Origin of the sequence: Actinoallomurus sp. NPDC052274, assembly GCF_040679475.1 — a bacterium.
Lineage (GTDB): Bacteria > Actinomycetota > Actinomycetes > Streptosporangiales > Streptosporangiaceae > Actinoallomurus > Actinoallomurus liliacearum.
The window spans coordinates 30,272-50,320 of sequence record NZ_JBFAUT010000015.1 but is presented as its reverse complement, the minus strand read 5'-3'; the positions used below and the strand labels follow the sequence as shown (position 1 = coordinate 50,320).

19 protein-coding genes and 1 pseudogene are annotated in these 20,049 nt (G+C 70.7%); 15 read left to right on the top strand and 5 right to left on the bottom strand.

Translation table 11 applies throughout. The annotated features are described in order from the left end of the window. Window positions 1-26 precede the first annotated feature (26 nt). The 7 genes and pseudogenes from AB0K82_RS15375 (at window position 27) to AB0K82_RS15345 (ending at window position 6,140) form a co-directional block, all read left to right on the top strand. Window positions 27-578: an isochorismatase family cysteine hydrolase gene (locus AB0K82_RS15375; RefSeq protein ID WP_364397165.1), complete on the top strand. Its 552-nt coding sequence runs from the start codon at window positions 27-29 to the stop codon at window positions 576-578. Between the two features lie 369 nt (window positions 579-947). After that, window positions 948-2,708: pseudogene (locus AB0K82_RS15370) on the top strand (acetolactate synthase large subunit); the annotation flags it as partial. 5 nt (window positions 2,709-2,713) lie between these two features. Further along, complete coding sequence (gene ilvN, locus AB0K82_RS15365) at window positions 2,714-3,238, top strand: acetolactate synthase small subunit (protein ID WP_345357370.1); 525 nt, start codon at window positions 2,714-2,716, stop codon at window positions 3,236-3,238. A gap of 30 nt (window positions 3,239-3,268) precedes the next feature. After that, window positions 3,269-4,252, top strand: a complete 984-nt coding sequence (ilvC, locus tag AB0K82_RS15360) for a ketol-acid reductoisomerase (protein WP_364397425.1) — start codon at window positions 3,269-3,271, stop codon at window positions 4,250-4,252. A 305-nt stretch (window positions 4,253-4,557) separates the two neighbouring features. Continuing rightward, on the top strand, window positions 4,558-5,256 hold the full coding sequence (locus AB0K82_RS15355) for a hypothetical protein (RefSeq protein WP_364397162.1): 699 nt from the start codon (window positions 4,558-4,560) through the stop codon (window positions 5,254-5,256). 1 nt (window position 5,257) lies between these two features. Next, window positions 5,258-5,884: a thymidylate synthase gene (locus tag AB0K82_RS15350; protein WP_364397159.1), complete on the top strand. Its 627-nt coding sequence runs from the start codon at window positions 5,258-5,260 to the stop codon at window positions 5,882-5,884. Next, window positions 5,874-6,140 (top strand): LuxR C-terminal-related transcriptional regulator, encoded by a 267-nt coding sequence (locus AB0K82_RS15345; RefSeq protein WP_364397157.1) that lies wholly within the window; start codon window positions 5,874-5,876, stop codon window positions 6,138-6,140. Before AB0K82_RS15350 ends, AB0K82_RS15345 begins: the two co-directional genes overlap by 11 nt. A gap of 12 nt (window positions 6,141-6,152) precedes the next feature. Here the strand turns inward: AB0K82_RS15345 and AB0K82_RS15340 are convergent, their stop codons facing one another. Then, window positions 6,153-6,827, bottom strand: coding sequence for a hypothetical protein (locus tag AB0K82_RS15340; RefSeq protein WP_364397154.1), 675 nt, complete (start codon window positions 6,825-6,827; stop codon window positions 6,153-6,155). Between the two features lie 254 nt (window positions 6,828-7,081). On the opposite strand from AB0K82_RS15340, the gene serA reads away from it, so the two are divergent. Next, on the top strand, window positions 7,082-8,698 hold the full coding sequence (gene serA / locus AB0K82_RS15335) for a phosphoglycerate dehydrogenase (RefSeq protein WP_364397152.1): 1,617 nt from the start codon (window positions 7,082-7,084) through the stop codon (window positions 8,696-8,698). Window positions 8,699-9,266: 568 nt separating this feature from the next. Here serA and AB0K82_RS15330 read toward each other — a convergent pair. Continuing rightward, a complete protein-coding gene (locus AB0K82_RS15330; protein ID WP_364397149.1) occupies window positions 9,267-10,163 on the bottom strand; it encodes an ROK family protein in 897 nt (298 codons plus the stop codon). Beyond that, window positions 10,160-11,566: an APC family permease gene (locus tag AB0K82_RS15325; protein ID WP_364397147.1), complete on the bottom strand. Its 1,407-nt coding sequence runs from the start codon at window positions 11,564-11,566 to the stop codon at window positions 10,160-10,162. Before AB0K82_RS15325 ends, AB0K82_RS15330 begins: the two co-directional genes overlap by 4 nt. Window positions 11,567-11,705: 139 nt before the next feature. Between AB0K82_RS15325 and AB0K82_RS15320 the strand changes: the two genes are divergently transcribed. The 3 genes from AB0K82_RS15320 to AB0K82_RS15310 all read left to right on the top strand — a co-directional run bounded on the left by AB0K82_RS15320 (window position 11,706) and on the right by AB0K82_RS15310 (window position 15,272). Continuing rightward, window positions 11,706-12,935: an ROK family transcriptional regulator gene (locus AB0K82_RS15320; RefSeq protein ID WP_364397144.1), complete on the top strand. Its 1,230-nt coding sequence runs from the start codon at window positions 11,706-11,708 to the stop codon at window positions 12,933-12,935. A gap of 47 nt (window positions 12,936-12,982) precedes the next feature. Next, window positions 12,983-14,029: a 3-isopropylmalate dehydrogenase gene (locus AB0K82_RS15315; protein WP_364397141.1), complete on the top strand. Its 1,047-nt coding sequence runs from the start codon at window positions 12,983-12,985 to the stop codon at window positions 14,027-14,029. 145 nt (window positions 14,030-14,174) lie between these two features. Beyond that, complete coding sequence (locus AB0K82_RS15310) at window positions 14,175-15,272, top strand: branched-chain amino acid aminotransferase (protein ID WP_364397138.1); 1,098 nt, start codon at window positions 14,175-14,177, stop codon at window positions 15,270-15,272. Window positions 15,273-15,314: 42 nt separating this feature from the next. Here the strand turns inward: AB0K82_RS15310 and AB0K82_RS15305 are convergent, their stop codons facing one another. Continuing rightward, window positions 15,315-15,896, bottom strand: coding sequence for a Uma2 family endonuclease (locus AB0K82_RS15305; RefSeq protein WP_364397135.1), 582 nt, complete (start codon window positions 15,894-15,896; stop codon window positions 15,315-15,317). Window positions 15,897-16,256: 360 nt separating this feature from the next. Here AB0K82_RS15305 and cimA point away from each other — a divergent pair, with 360 nt between their 5' ends. After that, complete coding sequence (cimA, locus tag AB0K82_RS15300) at window positions 16,257-17,828, top strand: citramalate synthase (RefSeq protein WP_364397132.1); 1,572 nt, start codon at window positions 16,257-16,259, stop codon at window positions 17,826-17,828. A 16-nt stretch (window positions 17,829-17,844) separates the two neighbouring features. On the opposite strand, the gene AB0K82_RS15295 is transcribed toward cimA, so the two are convergent. Then, window positions 17,845-18,201: an antibiotic biosynthesis monooxygenase gene (locus AB0K82_RS15295; protein WP_364397129.1), complete on the bottom strand. Its 357-nt coding sequence runs from the start codon at window positions 18,199-18,201 to the stop codon at window positions 17,845-17,847. Window positions 18,202-18,679: 478 nt separating this feature from the next. Here AB0K82_RS15295 and AB0K82_RS15290 point away from each other — a divergent pair, with 478 nt between their 5' ends. The 3 genes from AB0K82_RS15290 (at window position 18,680) to AB0K82_RS15280 (ending at window position 20,007) form a co-directional block, all read left to right on the top strand. Continuing rightward, window positions 18,680-18,928: a hypothetical protein gene (locus tag AB0K82_RS15290; RefSeq protein ID WP_364397126.1), complete on the top strand. Its 249-nt coding sequence runs from the start codon at window positions 18,680-18,682 to the stop codon at window positions 18,926-18,928. Between the two features lie 8 nt (window positions 18,929-18,936). Further along, window positions 18,937-19,134 carry a hypothetical protein gene (locus AB0K82_RS15285; protein WP_364397123.1) on the top strand — a complete coding sequence of 66 codons (198 nt, stop codon included), beginning with the start codon at window positions 18,937-18,939 and terminating at the stop codon, window positions 19,132-19,134. A gap of 108 nt (window positions 19,135-19,242) precedes the next feature. Beyond that, window positions 19,243-20,007: a cellulose binding domain-containing protein gene (locus AB0K82_RS15280; RefSeq protein WP_364397120.1), complete on the top strand. Its 765-nt coding sequence runs from the start codon at window positions 19,243-19,245 to the stop codon at window positions 20,005-20,007. Window positions 20,008-20,049 lie beyond the last annotated feature (42 nt).

Below are 20,049 nucleotides of genomic sequence, written 5' to 3'. Positions count from 1 at the left end.
TCAAAACTGGAAACGGAAAAGACACCATGAAGAACGCCGCCCTGCTCGTGATGGACGTCCAGCACGGCATCGTGAGCCGTGTGCACGACGCCGACTACCTGCCGCGCCTCACCCGGGCGCTCGACGCGGCCCGTACCGCCGGCGTCCCCGTCATGCACGTCGTCATCGGCTTCCGCTCCGGCCACCCGGAGACGACCGACCGCAACAAGGCGTTCGGGGCCCTGCCGCCGGGAGCCTTCACCGCGGAGGACCCCGGCGCGGCCATCCACCCCGACGTCGAACCGCGACCGGAGGAGGTCGTGATCACCAAGAAGCGGGTCAGCGCCTTCGCCGGCAGCGACCTCGAGCTCGTCCTGCGGGCCCGCGGGATCGACCACCTGATCCTCACCGGGATCGCCACCAGCGGCGTCGTCCTGTCCACCCTTCGCCAGGCCGCCGACCTCGACTACCGGCTCACGGTCCTGGCGGACGCCTGCGTCGACCCGGACCCCGAGGTCCACCGGGTCCTCACCGAGAAGGTCTTCCCCCGGCAGGCGGACGTGGTCACCGTCGACGAGTGGGCGTCGGCCCTGGCGTGAAACGCGGCCCCGGCCGTCGGACGCGTCGCCGGCGCGCCGACGGCCGGGGCCGGACGGGCGCACGATGGGCGCGGTCACGGTGGGCGCGGTCACGGTGGGCGAACCACCGCATTCATCTCGTATACTGAGACATACCGTCCAGGGATTTGACGCGGGCCGGGAAACCCACCATGGTTGACACCATGAACCGCAACCTGATTCTCGTACTTGGTCGGCGCGCAAGCTGACCGAGTAGATCGCTTGCGCGCTCCCCTCGACCGCCATCCGGCGCGAGGGGTTTTTTGTTGGCCATAACCCCGGCCCCGCGCACCGCGTCCCGGACGGCACCGTCCGTACGGGCACGCCAGGGGCAGAGCCCAGCGCTCAAGACCACCAAGGATGAAGCAGATGACCGAACGGATGACCGGATCCCAGGCGCTCATCAGAGCCCTGGAGGAGGTCGGCGTCGACACCGTCTTCGGGATCCCCGGCGGGGCCATCCTCCCCGCGTACGACCCCCTCTTCGACTCGCAGAAGATCCGCCACATCCTTGTACGGCACGAGCAGGGCGCCGGGCACGCCGCTCAGGGGTACGCGCAGGCGACCGGCAAGGTGGGCGTGTGCATGGCGACCAGCGGCCCCGGGGCGACGAACCTCGTGACGCCGATCGCCGACGCGTACATGGACTCGGTGCCGATCGTCGCGATCACCGGCCAGGTCGCGAGCGGCGCGATCGGCACTGACGCCTTCCAGGAGGCGGACATCTCCGGCATCACGATGCCGATCACCAAGCACAACTTCCTCGTCACCGACCCCGCCGAGATCGGCCGGACGATCGCCGAGGCGTTCCACATCGCCTCGACCGGCCGGCCGGGTCCCGTCCTCGTCGACATCTCCAAGGACGCGCTGCAGAACGCGGTCGACTTCGTCTGGCCGCAGCCGATGCAGCTGCCCGGGTACCGGCCGGTGACGCGACCGCACGCCAAGCAGGTGAGGGAGGCCGCCCGCCTGCTGATCGAGGCGAGGCGCCCCGTGCTGTACGTCGGCGGCGGCGTCCTGAAGGCGCGGGCCGCCGCGGAGCTGCGCGCCCTCGCCGAGCTGACCGGCGCGCCGGTGGTGACCACGCTGATGGCCAAGGGCGCGCTGCCCGACAGCCACCCGCTGCACATGGGCATGCCCGGCATGCACGGCAGCGTCGGCGCGGTGGGCGCGCTGCAGCGCTCGGACCTGCTGATCGCGCTGGGCGCGCGGTTCGACGACCGGGTCACCGGCAACCTGGACAGCTTCGCCACCGGCGCGAAGATCGTGCACGCCGACATCGACCCGGCCGAGATCTCCAAGAACCGCCACGCCGACGTGCCGATCGTCGGGGACGCCCGTGACGTCCTCACCGACCTGGTCAACGCCGTGCGCGCCGAGCACGCCGCGGGCCGCAAGGGCGACTACGAGGACTGGTGGCGCCAGCTGAACGCCTGGCGCGACACCTACCCGCTGGGCTACGACCAGCCGGAGGACGGCAGCCTCGCCCCGCAGTACGCCATCGAGCGCATCGGCAAGGTCGTCGGCCCGGACGCGCTGTACGTCGCCGGAGTGGGCCAGCACCAGATGTGGACCGCGCAGTTCATCGGCTACGAGAACCCGGGGTCGTTCATCAACTCCGGCGGGCTCGGCACGATGGGCTTCGCGGTGCCGGCCGCGATGGGCGCCAAGCAGGGCCGGCCCGAGACGCCGGTCTGGGCCATCGACGGCGACGGCTGCTTCCAGATGACCAACCAGGAGCTGGCCACCTGCGCCATCGAGGGCATCCCGATCAAGGTGGCGATCATCAACAACGGCAACCTCGGCATGGTCCGGCAGTGGCAGACCCTGTTCTACGACGGCCGCTACTCCAACACCGACCTGCAGTCCCGCCGGATCCCCGACTTCGTCAAGCTCGCGGAGGCGTACGGCTGCGTCGGGCTGCGCTGCGACAACCCCGCCGACGTGGACGCCACGATCGCCAAGGCCATGGAGATCAACGACGTCCCGGTCGTCATCGACTTCGTGGTCCACCAGGACGCGATGGTCTGGCCGATGGTGGCGGCCGGCACCGGCAACGACGAGATCAAGATCGCCCGGGACATGGCGCCCGACTGGGAGAACGGTGACTGACTGACATGAGCAGGCACACGCTTTCGGTGCTGGTCGAGAACAAGCCCGGCATCCTCGCCCGGGTCGCCGCGCTGTTCTCCCGGCGAGGATTCAACATCGACTCCCTCGCCGTCGGCACGACCGAGCATCCGGACATCTCCCGGATGACGATCGTCGTCAACGTCGAGGAGCTCCCGCTGGAGCAGGTCACCAAACAGCTGAACAAGCTGGTCAACGTCATCAAGATCGTCGAGCTGGACTCCTCGGCCTCGGTGCAGCGCGAGCTGGTGCTGATCAAGGTCCGCGCCGACGCCGAGACCCGCTCGCAGGTCCTGGAGACCGTCCAGCTCTTCCGCGCGAAGGTCGTCGACGTGGCCACGGACGCGGTCACGGTCGAGGCCACGGGAAGCAGGGACAAACTGGAGGCCCTGATCAGGGTCCTGGAGCCCTTCGGTATCAAGGAACTGGTGCAGTCGGGCATGGTGGCCATCGGCCGTGGCGCCCGCTCCATCACCGACCGCTCGTTGCGCGCCATCGAGCGCAGCGCGTGAATTTCAGAGAGGCAAAGGCAAGTGGCTGAGATCTTCTACGACAACGACGCCGACCTGAGCGTCATCCAGGACCGCCACGTCGCGGTGCTCGGGTACGGCAGCCAGGGACACGCGCACGCGCTGTCGCTCCGCGACTCCGGCGTGGACGTCCGCGTCGGCCTGCCGAAGGACTCCAAGAGCCGGGAGAAGGCCGAGAACGACGGCCTGCGCGTCGTCACGCCGGAGGAGGCCTGTGAGGAGGCCGACCTCACGATGGTGCTGATCCCGGACCACCTGCAGCGGCAGGTGTACGCCGACGCGATCGCGCCGTCGCTCGTCGAGGGCGACGCCCTCTTCTTCGGGCACGGCCTGAACATCCGCTACGGCCTCATCGAGCCGCCGGAGGGCGTCGACGTGGCCATGGTCGCGCCGAAGGGCCCGGGCCACCTCGTGCGCCGCCAGTACACCGAGGGCCGCGGCGTGCCGGTGCTCGTCGCCGTCGAGCGCGACGCCAGCGGCAACGCCTGGCCGCTCACCCTCTCCTACGCGAAGGCCATCGGCGGCACCCGGCCGGGCGCGCTGAAGACGACCTTCACCGAGGAGACCGAGACCGACCTGTTCGGCGAGCAGGCCGTGCTGTGCGGCGGCGTGTCCGAGCTCATCAAGGCGGGCTTCCAGACCCTCGTCGAGGCGGGGTACCAGCCCGAGGCCGCGTACTTCGAGTGCCTGCACGAGATGAAGCTGATCGTCGACCTCATGTACGAGGGCGGCCTGTCCAAGATGCGCTGGTCGATCTCCGACACCGCGGAGTTCGGCGACTACACCCGCGGCCCGCGCATCATCACCGACCAGACCCGCGAGGAGATGCGCAAGATCCTCAAGGAGATCCAGGACGGCACCTTCACCAAGGAGCTCGTGGACGAGTTCGACGCCGGCCGGCCGAACTTCCTCAAGCGCCGCGAGGAGGAGCAGAACTCCCCGATCGAGCAGACCGGCGCCAAGCTCCGCCCGATGATGTCCTGGCTCCAGGACTGAGTTCCCCGGGCTGAGCCCGAGACCTGGGCTCGACCACCGATCCTCGCCCCGGCGCGTGCGGACGCACGCGCCGGGGCGAGGTCGTTCGGGGGTTCGAAACTCGGCAACCGCCGGACCCTCGCGGGTGGTCAATAGCACTTTGTAAGTCAGTGCAACGAATGCCGATTCAGGACGCGCCTCAACGTGATTCCGGCGCAGACCGGTGGCGGGAAGGAGGATACTGAGGGCGGCGAAATGGGCGGTTTCGACTCCGGTGGCATGGTTGCCCGGAGCCGTGCCTTGAGGCGCGAGAGCGGGACGGGCTCATGCGTAAGACATCTTTAGGATCTCCCAAGACCGAACTCCACGTACGCCGGGCCGACATCGACCCGACCGACTTCATCCCCCTCCTTGCCACCGACTTCGGCGGCATCTACCAGGTCTACCTCGCAGCCTCGGACGAGCGGCTGAAGATGCTCCGGTTCGCGATGAGCCTGCTGGCCGCGCCGTTCGCCGCGGTCGTCGCGCTGGCGAGCGCCAAGGTCCTCGACCCGGCCGCGCTGACGTCCTGGCACCGCATCCCCCCGTACGTCTTCGCCCTCACGGCGATCTTCGGGGCGATGGGCGTCCTGCCGTACCTCCGCCTGATCGAGGCGACGTCCCGGCACCTGCGCACGGCGCGCGCGGTCAACAACTTCCGGCTGCTGTACGTCGAGGAGCTCCGCGACCACTTCAGCCAGGTCGGCTGGGCGCCGAACCTGCCGGTGGACCCCGCCTACCCGGAGGCGTTCGCGCCGACGTCGAGCTCCGGCCTCACCGCCATCGGGCTCGCGATCGTCGACGCGGCGTACATCTCGATCGGGCTGCTCGGACTGTCGGGCGCGCGGCCGACCGCGATCGTCGTGACGATCTGGATCGCGGTCACCGCCACGCTGCTGTTCCTCATCTACCACGTCCGTCTCGGCGCGGCCCGCCGGCGCCAGGGCCCGGCCAACCCGTACGGCTTCCCCTCCGTGGAGTCCTGAGGTGGAACGCTGGCACACGTGCGGAGAGGCGTGGATCGGCCTCATGCGGCACGTCTGGACGACGGGCGTGGCCGGCCTCGACGACCGCGGCCCGGTCATCGAGGCGCCACCCCGGCTGTTCGAGATCGCGTCGCTCGGCTGGGACGATCCGATCGTCCGCGCGTACGGCGACGCCGAGGCCGTCGCCCGCTACACGGCGAAGTTCACCAGAACGGACGTCGTGCCGCCGTTCAAGTACAGCTACGGCGCGCGGCTGCGCGACGCGCTCGGCGTCGACCAGGTCGACTGGGTGATCGAGCTGCTGCGGTCCCGTCCGTGGACGAAGAGCGGGTGGATCTCCCTGACGGTCCCCGGCGAGCGGCAGGACGCCGTGCCGTGCCTGGCCGCCCTGGCGTTCCGCGTGCGGTCCTCGCGCGTCTCGATGACCGCGACGTTCCGCTCGCAGAACGCCTATACGAGCTACCTGAACTACCTGCCGCTGCGCGCGGTGCAGCTCGAGGTGGCCGGGGCGGTCGGCCTCCCCGCGGGGACGATGCGGGTCTTCGTCGACGTGCCGCACGTGTACATCGCCGACACCGGCGCGGTCACCGCCGTCCTGGCCCGTACCGCGATGCGCAGTGTGGCCTGACGGTACCGGCCCGCCGTACCCGGTCCGTGGGCCCGGCCGCTCTGTCGCCGAATGGACGACCTCCGGATCGGAGGTCGTCGACCTGGTAGTCGGCGGCCGGACCAACACGGAGATCGCCCGGACGCTGTCCATCGCCGAGACGACGGTAAAGACGCACCTCGGCCGCGTCCTGGACAAGCTCGGCCTGCGTGGCCGCGTGCACGCCGTGATCTACGCGTACGAGAACGCGCTCCTCCGGCCCGGCACCCGGCGGTGAGCGGGCGGCCGGTCAGCGCCGGACGACGTCGGCGTTCATCTCGGAGAGGAACTCCTCGCTCTCGGCGTCGGCGACGTGGGCGAACACGGGAACGTCGCTGCTCGGCAGCTTCTCCATGACCGCCTGCAGCAGCTCGTTGGCCAGCTGCGGGTCGGCGCCCTCGGAGAGCACGACGTGCAGCATGATGCCCTCCACGCCGCTCGGCATCCGGACGTCGGAGATCCACACCCGCTCGACCGCGGGGTAGTCCGCCAGCCGCTCGGCGACGCCCGTCTTCAGGGGGGCGACCAGCTCGTGCTCACTGGCGCGGAACGCCACCTCGACGTCCTCGTCGACGCCCATGCCCTGGGTGACGAGGTAGCCCTGGATGTCGCTGAACGGGATGAGCGCGGCGTCGTCGCTCTCCGGATCGATCACCATCGCCTGGACCTCGCCGCTGCGGGCGATCTCCAGCAGCAGGGCCGCGTCGGCGTGCTGGAACTCCTCGCTGTCGGACTTCTCGCTGTACGCCTCCGGGCGGGTAAAGGCCGCCAGGGCGACGCTCTCGTCCTCGAGCTGCCCCACCAGGACCGAGCCGTCGGGGTTCGTCACGATGAGGACCCCGCCGTCGACGAGCGAGCGCAGGATCTCCTCGGGTTCACCGCGCTGAGCGAGCACGTCGGCCAGCTTCGGGTTTCCATTAGCCATACGCCCGACATTAGTGCGTGGGGGGTACCCCATGGGCCGATCCTGGCCACGGGACGAGGTAATGGCCCGATCCCACTGGCGCGTTCACCGCCTGTAATTACCATCGTGTAGGGCGAGGTCACGCCGTGCGCGCTCCGGCGGACGCACGCCCCCACGCCGTGCAGCCACACGTAGGGGGTCGTCCCGTGACCGAGCGGAGCGAGGGCACCGAACGAGCACAGCACCGTGGTCATGAGGCCGACGAAGGAGGTCCCATGACCGAGCGAAGCCAGGGAATCGATGAGCACGGCACGAGGCCCGTGGTCCTCATCGCCGAACAGCTCTCGCCCGCCGGTCTGGCGCTGCTGGAGCCGGACTTCGAGATCCGTCACGTCGACGGCGCCGACGGCGGCGCGCTGCTCGCCGCGGTGGCGGACGCGGACGCGCTGATCGTCCGCAGCGCGACGACGGTCGACGCGCCGGTGTTCGCCGCCGCGCCCCGGCTCCGCGTCGTCGCCCGCGCGGGAGTCGGGCTCGACAACGTCGACGTCGAGGCGGCGACCAGGGCCGGCGTCATGGTCGTGAACGCGCCGACCTCCAACATCGTGACCGCCGCGGAGCACGCGATCGCGCTGCTGCTGGCCATCGCCCGGAACGTCCCGCAGGCCCACTCCTCGCTGAAGCGCGGCGAGTGGCGGCGCGCCGCCTACACCGGGGTGGAACTGCAGGACAAGACGCTCGGCGTGCTCGGGCTGGGCCGCATCGGCGTGCTCGTCGCGCAGCGGCTCGCCGCGTTCGGCATGCAGGTGATCGCCTACGACCCGTACGTTCAGGCGGCCCAGGCGGCGCAGTTCGGCGCGCGGCTCGTCCCGCTCGACGAACTGCTGCGCGCCAGCGACTTCATCACCGTGCACCTGCCGAAGACCCCCGAGACGCTGGGCCTGCTCGGCGACCGGGAACTGCGGTTGGTCAAGCCGTCCGTGCGGATCGTCAACGCCGCGCGCGGGGGCATCATCGACGAGGACGCCCTCGACCTCGCGCTGAAGGAGGGGCGTGTCGCGGGCGCGGGCCTCGACGTGTTCGGCACCGAGCCGTGCACGGACAGCCCCCTCTTCCAGCACGACAACGTCGTGGTCACCCCGCATCTGGGGGCGAGCACGCACGAGGCGCAGGAGAAGGCCGGCACGCAGGTGGCGCGGTCGGTGCGGCTGGCGCTCGCCGGCGAGTTCGTGCCGGACGCGGTGAACGTACGCGGTGGCGTCGTCGCGGAGGACGTCAAGCCGGCGCTGCCGCTCGCGGAGAAGCTCGGGCGGATCTTCACCGCGCTCGCCGGCGGGCTGCCCGTGCGCGTCGAGATCGACGTACGCGGGGAGATCACCGCCCATGACGTGAAGGTGCTGGAGCTGGCCGCGCTGAAGGGCGCGTTCACCGACGTCGTCGAGGAGGCGGTGACGTACGTCAACGCGCCCCTCCTGTCCCGCGCCCGCGGCGTCGAGGTGACGCTGACCACCAGCGCGGACAGCCCGGACTGGCGCAACCTCCTGGCGGTCCGCGGCACGATGCCCGACGGCGCGGTCGTCTCGGTGTCCGGCACCCTGACCGGGCCGCGGCACGTGGAGCGGATCGTCGAGGTCAACGGCTACGCCATGGAGATCGCCCCGGCGGCGCACATGGGCTTCTTCACCTACACCGACCGGCCCGGGATGGTCGGCGTGGTGGGCCGCCTGCTCGGCGACGCGGGCGTCAACATCGCCGGAATGCAGGTGGGCCGGCACCAGAAGGGCGGCCGGGCGCTGATCGCGCTGACCGTCGACTCCGCGCTGGCACCCGAGCTCGTCGACGCGATCGCCGAGGAGATCGGCGCGGAGCAGGGCCGCCGGGTCGATCTTTAGGAGGGAGATCCTTCGTCAGGGGAGGGGCGGAAGAGTCCGCAGGTGGCACGGGATCGCCCGGCAACGTGTCTTGAGATGTGAGATTCCTGGCCGCGACCCGAGACAGGGCGGGGCGCAGCGGGTAGCGTCGAGAAGGTCATGCGGCGCTGCGTACTCATCCTTCGCTGCCGCGGCGGGGTCTGATCTTCGGGCAGGCCGGCGACCCGCCGCGGAGTTCGCCACTGGCCATGAGTCCCACCTGATCCGTTCGCCTTGATGACGATCTTCACGGAGACGAATCCCATGGACGCCACTTCCGCCTGGACCCCCGCCGACGACGCCGCCGAAGAGGCGGCCAGAGCCGTGCAGACCGCGCTGGACCGCCGCGACAACGGCGGTGCCGCCGGTCGCTAGGGTCTGAGCTCAAAGCCCCGCCGTCCTCGTGCGGACGGAGCTTCGAGACGGGCTCTCGCCCTTCTCGCGTGCGGGTGCCTCGACGGACCCGCACGCGCCCGCGTCCGCGACGGACACCTGTGCCCGCGCCCGTGTCCGCGACGGACGCCCGTGTCCGCGGCGGAGCGTCGCTCCGTCAGGTCGCCTGGAGGCCGAGCGCGACGGCGCCGATCAGCGCGGCGTCGTCGACGAAGCGCGCGGCCTCGACCGGCGGCGGGAAGGGCACGGCCCGGTCGACCGCCGCCCGTACGGCGGGCAGGAACGCCTCGGCCATCCCGCCGCCGACGACGACGCGCTGCGGATCCAGGAAGGTCGTCAGGTTGGCGACCGCCATCCCGATCGTCGCGGCGGCGTCGTCGAGCAGCGCCGCCACCGCCGGCTCGTCGCGCCGGGCGAACAGCCCCTCGGCCGTGACCTGCTCGCCGAGCAGTGCGGAGCCGCGTGCCGCCAGGCCGCTGCCGGAGGTGTACTCCTCAAGCGGCGCGCGCCCGTCGGCGTACCCCGGCTCGGCCGGGTCGCGCAGCAGGTAACCGATCTCGCCGGCCGCGCCGTGCGTGCCGGGCACCACCCGGCCGCCGACCACGAGCGCCGCGCCGCTCCCGGTGCCGAAGTTGACGTAGAGGCCCACGTCGGCGCCCTGGAGCCGCCCCCAGCGCAGCTCCGCGGCCGCCGCGGCGTTCACGTCGTTGTCGACGCGCACGGCCGGCACGCCGAGCCCGTCCCGGAGCAGGGCGGGCAGCGGCAGGTCGTCCCAGCCCGGCACGTTCGGCGCCAGGCGGACCCGGCCCTCGCGGATCACCCCGAACGTCGACACGCCGGCCGCGACGAGGCGGCCGGGCGTCTCGGCGACGAGGCCGTGCGCCGCGTCCAGGACCCGGCGCACCACCTCCTTGGCGCCGTCGGCCGCGCGTGTCGGCAGGCGGGTGCCGCGCAGCCGTTCTCCGGTGACGCTCGCCGTCGCGAGCGCCACCTTCGTTCCCCCGAAGTCGATCCCGAGCACGAACTCGCCGACCGACGTTCCCCCCGTCGTCATGCGGCGGCCTGCCCCTGAGGCTCCGCGGCCTCGACGAAGGACTCCCGGATCTCCTTCGGCCCGAACGGCCAGGTCCCCTCGGCGCGGGCCCAGATCAGGTAGGCGACGACGCCCAGGGCGAGCCAGCCCAGCGACAGCAGGATCGGCTTGAGCCCGGCGGCCTGGTAGATGTAGATCCAGCCGGCCAGCGCGACGATGCTCGGCAGCGGGTAGAGCCACATCTTGTAGGGGCGGGGCAGGTTCGGTTGACGCCGCCGCAGCACGGTGAGCGCGACGATCTGCGCCACCGACTGAACGAGCACGAATGCCGTGGTGAGCATGCTGATCACATCGGTGAGGGTGAAGAGCGAGCCGATCGCCGTGATGACGCCCATCGCGTACAGGCCGGCGGTCGGAAAGTGCAGGCGCGGGTGCAGCCGCCCGAACCACGGCAGGAACACCTTGTCGCGCGCCGCGTTGTACGGCACCCGCGAGCCGCCGAGCAGCCCGGCGAACACGGACGCGAAACCCGTGATGATGATCCCGATCGTGAACACCTGGGCGACGCCCTTGCCCCAGGAGCGTTCCAGCACCAGCGACGCGACCGAGCTGGACTCCTTGGCCTCCTGCCACGGCACGACGCCGAGCACGCCGACCTGGAGCAGGAAGTACAGCCCCATGATGCCGAGGATCGCGTAGACGATCGAGCGCGGGATGACGCGCCCCGGGTCGCGCACCTCCGCGCCGAGGTAGGCGCTGGTGTTGTAGCCGAGGTAGTCGTAGACCGCGATGACCAGGCCCGCGCCGAGCCCGCTGAAGAACTTCGAGCCCGCGTCGTGCGGGAAGCCGAAGGCCACGCTGCCGTGGAAGTGGGTGAACGCCGCGACGATCACGCCGAGCACCGTGACCAGCATGACGACGAAGAAGATCGAGGTCAGGCGGCCGATGTCGCCGATCCGTCGGTACAGCGCCAGGACGACGAGCACGACCACGCCGACCGCGAAGACGTGGCCGAGGCCCGACAGCCCGTTGCCGTGGACGAGCGCGGGCCACAGGTAACCGGCGTACTGCACCACGCCGATCGCCCCGGTCGACATGATCAACGGGATGAACAGCACCGCCGACCACACGAAGAGGAACGGCATCAGCCGGCCCGTGCGGTACTGGAACGCCTCACGGAGGTAGAGGTACGTGCCGCCGGCGCCGGGCATCGACGCGCCGAGTTCCGCCCACACGAGGCCGTCCGCGACCACGATGATCGCGCCGATCAGCCAGCCGAACATGGCCTGCGGGCCCTGCAGCGCGCTGATCATGGCGGGGATGGTGAGGAACGGCCCGATGCCGCACATCTGAGTCATGTTGACGGTGGTGGCCTGGAACAGTCCGAGGCGTCGTTCGAACCCCGGCGCTGCGGGAGACGACATGGGCTCCCCACTCCCTTTCGTGGCGCGTGTTCCGCCTTCTCGCTGGTGAGCGACGTCTCAGAGAATGTAAGAGAGGCTCCCTAACAAATCAAGCTCAAGGGGACATGGGACACTCTGTGCAGCAGACTACGGGGAGAGGATGACGGTGCCCAGCGGCGGGGAGACGGCCAACACCACGAGCGTGTTGCGCATCATGAACGAGCGGGCCGTGTACGAACGGATCCGCCTGCTCGGCCCGGTCTCACGACCGCAGCTGGCCGAGGCGACCGGACTGTCCAAGCCCACGATCTCTCTGGCCCTCGCCGACCTGGAGCGGGCCGGGCTCGTGCGCGACGTGGGGCACCGGACCGGCAACGCGGGGCGGGCCGCGCTGCTGTACGAGATCCGCCCCGAGGCGGGCTGGGTGATCGGCCTGGACGTCGGCCGGCAGTGGGTGCGCGCCGCCCTGGTCGACCTCGGCGGGGAGATCGCCGTACGGGAGGACGTCGCCGCGCGCTCCGGCGACGCGGGCGAGCTGATCGACCAGCTCGCGGAGATCGTCGACAACCTCGCCGCGGCGGCCGGTGGGCGGATCACCAACATCGTGCTCGGCACGCCGGGCGTGTACGACACCGGCAACGAACGCCTCCACCTCGCCCCGAACATCCCCGGCTGGAACGAACCGGGCGTCACCGCGAAGCTCGCCGAGCGGCTGCCCGCGCCGTTCGCGATCGAGAACGACATCGCCCTGGCCGCGCTCGGCGAGCAGGGCTACGGCCTCGGCGCCGACCTGCGGCACTTCGTCTACGTGTCGATCGGCACCGGCATCGGGATGGGGATCATCGTCGACGGCCGGCTGTACCGCGGCTCGCGCGGCGCGGCCGGGGAGATCGCGTTCCTGCCGATGGGGGAGACCGACCCTCTCGCGCAGGCCGCGGACTCCCGGCGGCACGGCATGCTGGAGTCGGTCGCCTCCGCGCCCGCGGTGGTCGCCACGGCACGGCGGCTGGGTCTGACCGGCGAGATCACCGCCAAGCGCGTCTTCGACGAGGCCCGCGACGGCGACCCGGTCGCGGTACGCGCGGTGGCGCGGGAGGCCGACCACGTCGCGCACGCGCTGGCCGGCGTGGTCGCGCTGCTCGACCCCGAGCTCATCGTCCTCGGCGGCGGGATCGGCGGCCACGGCGCCGACGTCCTCCTCGATGAGGTCCGCGACCGGCTGGAGACGATGACCCCGCTGGGGGCGCCGCGCGTCGAGGTGTCGCCGCTGGGCGACGACGCCGTCGTCCTGGGCGCGCTGGCGACCGGGCTGGCGACCGCCCGCGCGCTGGTGTTCGACCGGGCCATCGCCGGCGCGGGCGACGTCCCGGGACGCGCGAATCGCCCATAGTTTGAGACGAGTTCTCATGAGGTGAGACGAACCGCTAAGGTACGTGCATGGCTTCCCGCAGCATCCGGCTGGCCGTCGTTCCGGGCGACGGCATCGGCCCCGAGGTCGTCGCCGAGGGGCTCAAGGTCCTCGGCGCGTTCGGCCTGAAGATCGAGCAGACGGCGTACGACCTGGGCGCGGCCCGCTGGCACAAGACCGGCGAGACGCTGCCCGACTCCGTGCTGGAGGAGATCCGGCAGCACGACGCGATCCTGCTGGGAGCCGTCGGCGACCCGAGCGTGCCGAGCGGCGTGCTGGAGCGCGGCCTGCTGCTGCGCCTGCGCTTCGAGCTCGACCACTTCGTCAACCTGCGGCCGGTCCGGCTCTACCCGGGCGTCGAGACGCCCCTCGCCGACACCCGGCCCGAGGACATCGACATGCTGGTCGTGCGGGAGGGCACCGAGGGGCCGTACGCCGGCGCCGGCGGCGTCCTCCGCAAGGGCACGCCGCACGAGGTCGCGACGCAGGAGAGCCTCAACACGGCGTTCGGGGTGGAGCGCGTCGTGCGCTACGCCTTCGAGCAGGCGGCCCGCCGCCCGCGCAAAAAGCTCACCCTCGTGCACAAGAACAATGTTCTGGTGTACGCGGGCGACCTCTGGTCGCGCACGGTCGACGCCGTGGCCGCCGAGTACCCCGACATCGAGGTCGACTACTCCCACGTCGACGCCGCCACGATGTTCTTCGTCAGCCAGCCGGAGCGCTTCGACGTGATCGTCACCGACAACCTGTTCGGCGACATCATCACCGACCTGGGCGCGGCGGTGGCCGGTGGCATCGGGCTGGCCGCCAGCGGCAACATCAACCCGACCGGCGCGGCCCCGAGCATGTTCGAGCCCGTTCACGGCAGCGCCCCCGACATCGCCGGTCAGGGCAAGGCCGACCCGACCGCCACGATCCTCTCCGTCGCGCTGCTCCTGGACCACCTCGGCCTGACCGAGGAGGCCCGCAAGGTCGAGCAGGCCGTCGCCGACGACCTCATCGAGCGCCAGGGCGCCTGGGTCGCGCGCTCCACCCGCGAAGCGGGCGACGACATCGCCGAGCGAGTAGCCGGCTAGGGCGCGCCTTCCCCTAAGGAAACCCTCCGGGCGCGCCCCACGGCGCGCCCGTTTTGGGCTGCCGTGCGGTAAGGAGACATGAACACGACATAAGGCGACAATGGGTACGGAGCGGCGACGAGGCCGTACCGCGAGAGGACCTCAGATGAGCATCGAGTTCGACATCCGGCTCTCCGACCACCGCACGTCGGCGGACGAGCGCGAACGACTGCTGGAGAACCCGGGCTTCGGCCAGATCTTCACGGACCACATGATCACCATCCGGTGGGACGCGGAGCACGGCTGGCACGACGCGCGCCTCGAGGCGTACGCGCCGCTGACGCTCGACCCGGCGACGGCGGTGTTCCACTACGCCCAGGAGCTCTTCGAGGGCCTGAAGGCCTACCGCCGGGCCGACGGGTCGATCGTCGCCTTCCGCCCGTACGCCAACGCCGCCCGCTTCAACGCCTCCTGCGAGCGGATGGCGATGCCGCCGATCCCCGAGGAGACGTTCGTCCGCTCCCTCGAACTGCTCGTCGACGCCGACCGCGACTGGGTGCCGACCCAGGAGGGGCACAGCCTCTACCTGCGGCCCTTCATCATCGCCACCCAGCGGGGCCTCGGCGTGAACAGCCCCTCGTCGTCCTACCTGTTCATCGTCATCGCCTCGCCCTCGGCCGCGTACTTCACCGGCGGGATCAAGCCGGTCTCGGTCTGGCTCTCGGAGGAGTACACCCGGGCCGCCCCCGGCGGCACCGGCGCGGCCAAGTGCGGCGGCAACTACGCCGCCGCGTTCGTCGCCCAGGCCCAGGCCGTCAAGGAGGGCTGCGACCAGGTCGTGTGGCTCGACGCCAACGAGCACCGCTGGGTCGAGGAGATGGGCGGCATGAACCTCTTCTTCGTCTACGGCTCCGGCGCGGACGCCCGCGTCATGACGCCCTCGCTGACCGGCACGCTCCTGCCCGGCATCACCCGGGACTCGCTGCTCAAGCTCGCCCCCGACCTCGGAGTCCCGGCCACCGAGGGCCGCATCTCCACCGACCAGTGGCGCGAGGGCAACGCCTCCGGCGAGCTGACCGAGGTGTTCGCCTGCGGCACCGCCGCGGTGATCACTCCGGTCGGCCGGGTCAAGAGCGCCAAGGGCGAGTGGCTGATCGGCTCCGGCGAGCCCGGCCCGGTCACCATGCGGTTCCGTGAGGAACTCGTCGGCATCCAGTACGGCGACCGCCCCGACCCGTACGGCTGGATCCACAAGATCGCCTGACGCGGATGTTCCGAGGGCGCGCCCGGCGAGGCGCGCCCTCGTTCACGCCAGCCGACCGGTGTCGATCGTCAGCTCCCACGGCTCCGGCAGGGGCAGCGGCTCACCGAGCTTGACGTCCAGCTCCTGCGCGTAGCCGTCCTTACCGGGATGGCTGAGCAGTCGGGCCTTCCCCGCGAAGGCGTCGACCACCAGGTAGAGCGGCACGCCCCCGCGCGCGCAGGTGCGCGGCTTCACCTCGTGGTCGTCGTGGACGCTGCTCTTCGACACGACCTCCACCACGAGATACGTGGCTTCGCCGTGGACGTGATCGTCGCCCCACTTGGGCGGATCCGGCGGCACGACCAGCAGATCCGGCCGGTACCGATCCACTTGGGGGCCGAAGAAGAGGGCGACATCCTGCCAGATCTTCCAGCCGCGCTTGGTGACGTAGGGCATGAGCTGGATCAGAAGCCCGAAGATGATGTCGGCGTGATCAGTGGTGGGCACTTCTCTCACCACGATCCGGCCGTCGATGATTTCGACCTTGTAGTCCGGCCAGCGCTCGCTGAGCTCCTGGTAGCGGCGCTCGACGTCGGTCCGTCCGGCGGTCTCCGAATCGATCGAGTTCTCCAGCACGATGGACATCGTCGCATCATCCTCTCCCGTCGTCCAGAACGTAAAGTGCGTGACAAGTCACGGAAGGTAGTCGATGGCGATGGGTGCGCGCAGGGAATCGGCCGATAGTCAGTTCGACTGGTCCCGCAAGGTATGGTGATTTCGGCTGGTTGGCGGCGTGCGTCTCGGTGGATGAGACGGATGTGTCCGTCGCGGCGGGGGTGTGGCAGACTCGGTGTCATCATGCGCAGCAGCCTGATCATTATCGGCTGGCGCGCCGGCACCTAAGACGAGCACCACGCCGGCGCGCAGACCTCTCACGTCCCGTGAGGGGTCATTTTGTTTTGCGGCGTCGGCGCACATTCGGGACTACCAAGGGGATTACGACCCATGCGTGATGACGGCTTCCACGTCTACGACACGACGTTGCGCGACGGGGCCCAGCAGGAGGGCCTCAACCTCACCGTGGCGGACAAGCTGATCATCGCGCGCCGCCTCGACGAGCTCGGCGTCGGATTCATCGAGGGCGGCTGGCCCGGGGCCAACCCCAAGGACACCGAGTTCTTCCGGCTCGCCCGGACCGAACTCGATCTCAAGCACGCGCAGCTCGCCGCGTTCGGCGCGACCCGCCGGGCCGGCGCGAAGGCCGCCGACGACCCTCTGGTGGCCGCGCTGCGCGAGTCCGGCGCGCCGGTCGTGACCCTTGTCGCCAAGAGTCACGACCGGCACGTCGAGCTGGCCCTCCGCACGACGCTGGAGGAGAACCTCGCGATGATCCGCGACACGGTCTCCCACCTGCGTGCGGAGGGCCAGAGGGTCTTCCTCGACGCCGAGCACTTCTTCGACGGCTACCGGTCCAACCCCGCCTACGCCCTGGAGGTCGTGCGTACCGCCGCCGATGCGGGCGCGGACGTCATCGCCCTGTGCGACACCAACGGCGGGATGCTGCCCGACGAACTGGCCGACGTCGTCGCCGAGGTCGCGGGGTCCGGGGCGCGGCTGGGCATCCACTGCCACGACGACAGCGGCTGCGCCGTGGCCAACACCCTCGCGGCCGTACGCGCCGGCGTCACGCACGTCCAGGGCTGCGCCAACGGGTACGGCGAGCGCAGCGGCAACGCGAACCTCTTCACGGTCGTCGGCAACCTCCAGCTCAAGCGGGGGTACGACCTCGGCGTCGAGCTGCGGGAGATGACGCGGATCGCGCACGCGGTCTCCGAGGTGACCAACGTCGCGCCCAGCTCCCAGCAGCCGTACGTAGGCATGTCGGCGTTCGCCCACAAGGCGGGGCTGCACGCCTCGGCGGTCAAGGTCGACCCGATGCTGTACCAGCACATCGACCCGGAGCTGGTCGGTAACGACATGCGCATGCTGATCTCCAGCATGGCGGGCCGGGCGTCGGTGGAGCTCAAGGGCCGGGAGCTGGGGTACGAGCTGAGCGGCGACAAGGCGCGGGAGGTGGTGGAGCGGGTCAAGGAGCTCGAGTCGGCCGGCTACACCTTCGAGGCGGCGGACGCGTCGTTCGAACTCCTGCTCCGCGAGGAGCTCGACGGGGAGCGCACCCGCTACTTCGAGGTCGAGTCCTGGCGCACGATCGTCGAGCGCCGGCCGGACGGCGTCATGGTGAGCGAGGCGACGGTCAAGCTGCACGCCAAGGGCGAGCGGATCGTCGCCACGGGCGAGGGCAACGGCCCGGTCAACGCCCTCGACCGCGCCCTGCGGCTGGCCCTTGAGCGGATCTACCCGGAGCTGTCCGCTCTGGAGCTCGTCGACTACAAGGTGCGGATCCTGGAGGGCGCGCACGGCACGGACGCGCGTACCCGCGTGCTCATCGAGTCCAGCGACGCCTCGGGCGAGTGGGGCACCGTCGGCGTCGAGGACAACGTCATCGCCGCCTCGTGGGAGGCGCTCGCGGAGTCGGTGACCTACTGCCTCCTCCGCGCGGGGTACACCGCCTCCTGACGTGCGGCCGGGCGGGTCACTCCTTCGGCGTGGCCCGCTCGACGACCTCGAAGGACCAGAGCTCGGAACCGCTCGCGGCCGGGCCGCCGTGCCCGTGTCCATGCCCGTGCCCGTGTCCTTCTCCGCGCTCCGCCGCGGCCTGGGCGTGTCCCTCCGCGAACGCGCGGCTCTCCGTCCAGCGCTGGAAGTCCTCTTCGCTGCGCCAGCGCGTGTAGACGAGATACCGGTCGGTCCCCTCGACCGGGCGCAGCAGCTCGAAGCCCTCGAATCCGTCGGCCTCCTCGACCAGTCCGGCGCGACCGGCGAACCGGCGCTCCAGCTCCTCCCGCATCGGCTCCGGCACGGTCAGTACGTTGATCTTCACGACGCTCATGGGGAGATCCTCTCTCGGAGTGCCCGCCGGCCCGCGCCGGGGGGCTTCCGAAGGCCCGGCGTGTCGTCCGTACGGCGCACCTACCGGGAAATTGGAACGTGCTTCTGCACGTGCAAATGAACGCCCGAATAGGGCGGTCAGATCGGTGGTATGTCGGGGTTCCGCCTCTTTGTAGGTCCGTATCATGATCGCAATGAGCGATCGCTGTGAGCGAAGGAACCGTTCGGAATCTAATTCTGTTTCCAGCGGATCGCCGCAGGTGAGATGATCGTCCTTCCGTTAGCGTCTTCGTGAAGAGACCTTTGGGACACGGGAAAGTCACCCGAGGTTGGAGAATCGGTGGCGGACGAAGGTCATTAAGCGCCACACTCTCCCCGTACGGCCAGGGTCGTCGCCGCCGAAAAAAGCGACGGCCCCCTGCTGCAACAGGAGGCCGTCGACTTCGGAAAGTCCGAACTTTATGGAGGTTCAGACAGTCATGACTGTACGTGTCTTCGGCCGCGGTGGCCAGAGGAACGAGGCGACGGAGCCCGGCGAATCGGCGGCTCCGCGCGGCTCGCACTTCTCGCCGCGGACGGGGCTGATCGCCCTGTACGCCGTCGTCATCGCCGTGCTCGCCGGCGTGCTCACCTTCATCGGTGAGCACCGGCCGGCGGCGTCGGTGGCGGCGGGAGGAGTCGCCTTCGTCAGCGCTTTCATGTTCTTCGACAAGATCATCGGCGATTAGGAGGTCGCATGCTTCCCACGCGACGTACGAACTCGCTGCGGTACGACCGCGACGCCGAGCTACGGCTGATCGCCGAGGCCGGTCACTGGCTGGCGGACGCCGGCCGCCGGCGGCCTGACGCCGTCCGGTCGATCACGGCGATGCTGGACCGGCAGCAGCGGCTCGCCGCCTGCCGGGCCCTCGAACGGCCGCTCGAGTCCTCGTAACCGATGAACCGGCGAGCGCCCGCGCGGAACCCGACCGTGCGGGCGCTCGCGCGTACTGAACCAACCCGGCCCGCCGTTCGTCGAAATCCATGAGGAGAGGGAGGTGTCATGGCGGTGGGTGACCGGGACGGCGAGGAGGTTCTTCCGCACCTGCGGACGACCGAGGAGATTCAGCGGCCCGCGCGGCCCGTACCGGCGACCGACGTCCAGGTCGTGCCGGCGCCCGAGCCTCCGTCGGGCCCGCCCGCCGCGCCGGTGACCGTACAGGAGCGCGTCTCCATCCCGCCGCGCCCGTACGGCGCGCCACCGACCGTGGAGCAGAGCGTCCCCGCCCCACCGGGCGGACCGTGGCGACCGGCCGGTCCTCCGCGGGCGGGCCGCCGGGTCCCGCGCAGGCTCGTCGTGATCGCCGCAGCCGTCGTCGGCGTCCTGCTGGTGGCCGTCGTGGCCCTCCTGACGGTGTCCGGCACGTCGGCCGACGATCCCGGCCGGCCGGCGACCACGCCCTGCGGGCACCTGCCGTGCGTGCCCTCGCCGAACCCGAGCACGGCCGCCCCGGCCGCGCAGGTCGCCTACCGCACCGTCGAACGCGACGCGGGCTACTTCGAGGGCACCGTCACGATCGCCAACCACGGGGACCGGCCGATGCCGTCCTGGACGCTGTCCTTCACCTATCCGGGCGCCGACATCCGCAACACGTGGGACGCCGTGCTGCAGCGGAGGGGAACGGAGACGGTCCTCACCGGGAAGACGACGTCGCCGCCGATCGCGCCCGGGGCGACGCTGCGGGTCCGCTTCGGCGGCTCCGGCTCGCCGTCCATGCCGACCGGCTGCCGTCTCAACGGGGCGCCCTGCGCGTTCGTCGCCGGCTGAGCCGCCGCTCCCGGTGACCGGGCCTGGTCAGACCGAGGGCGG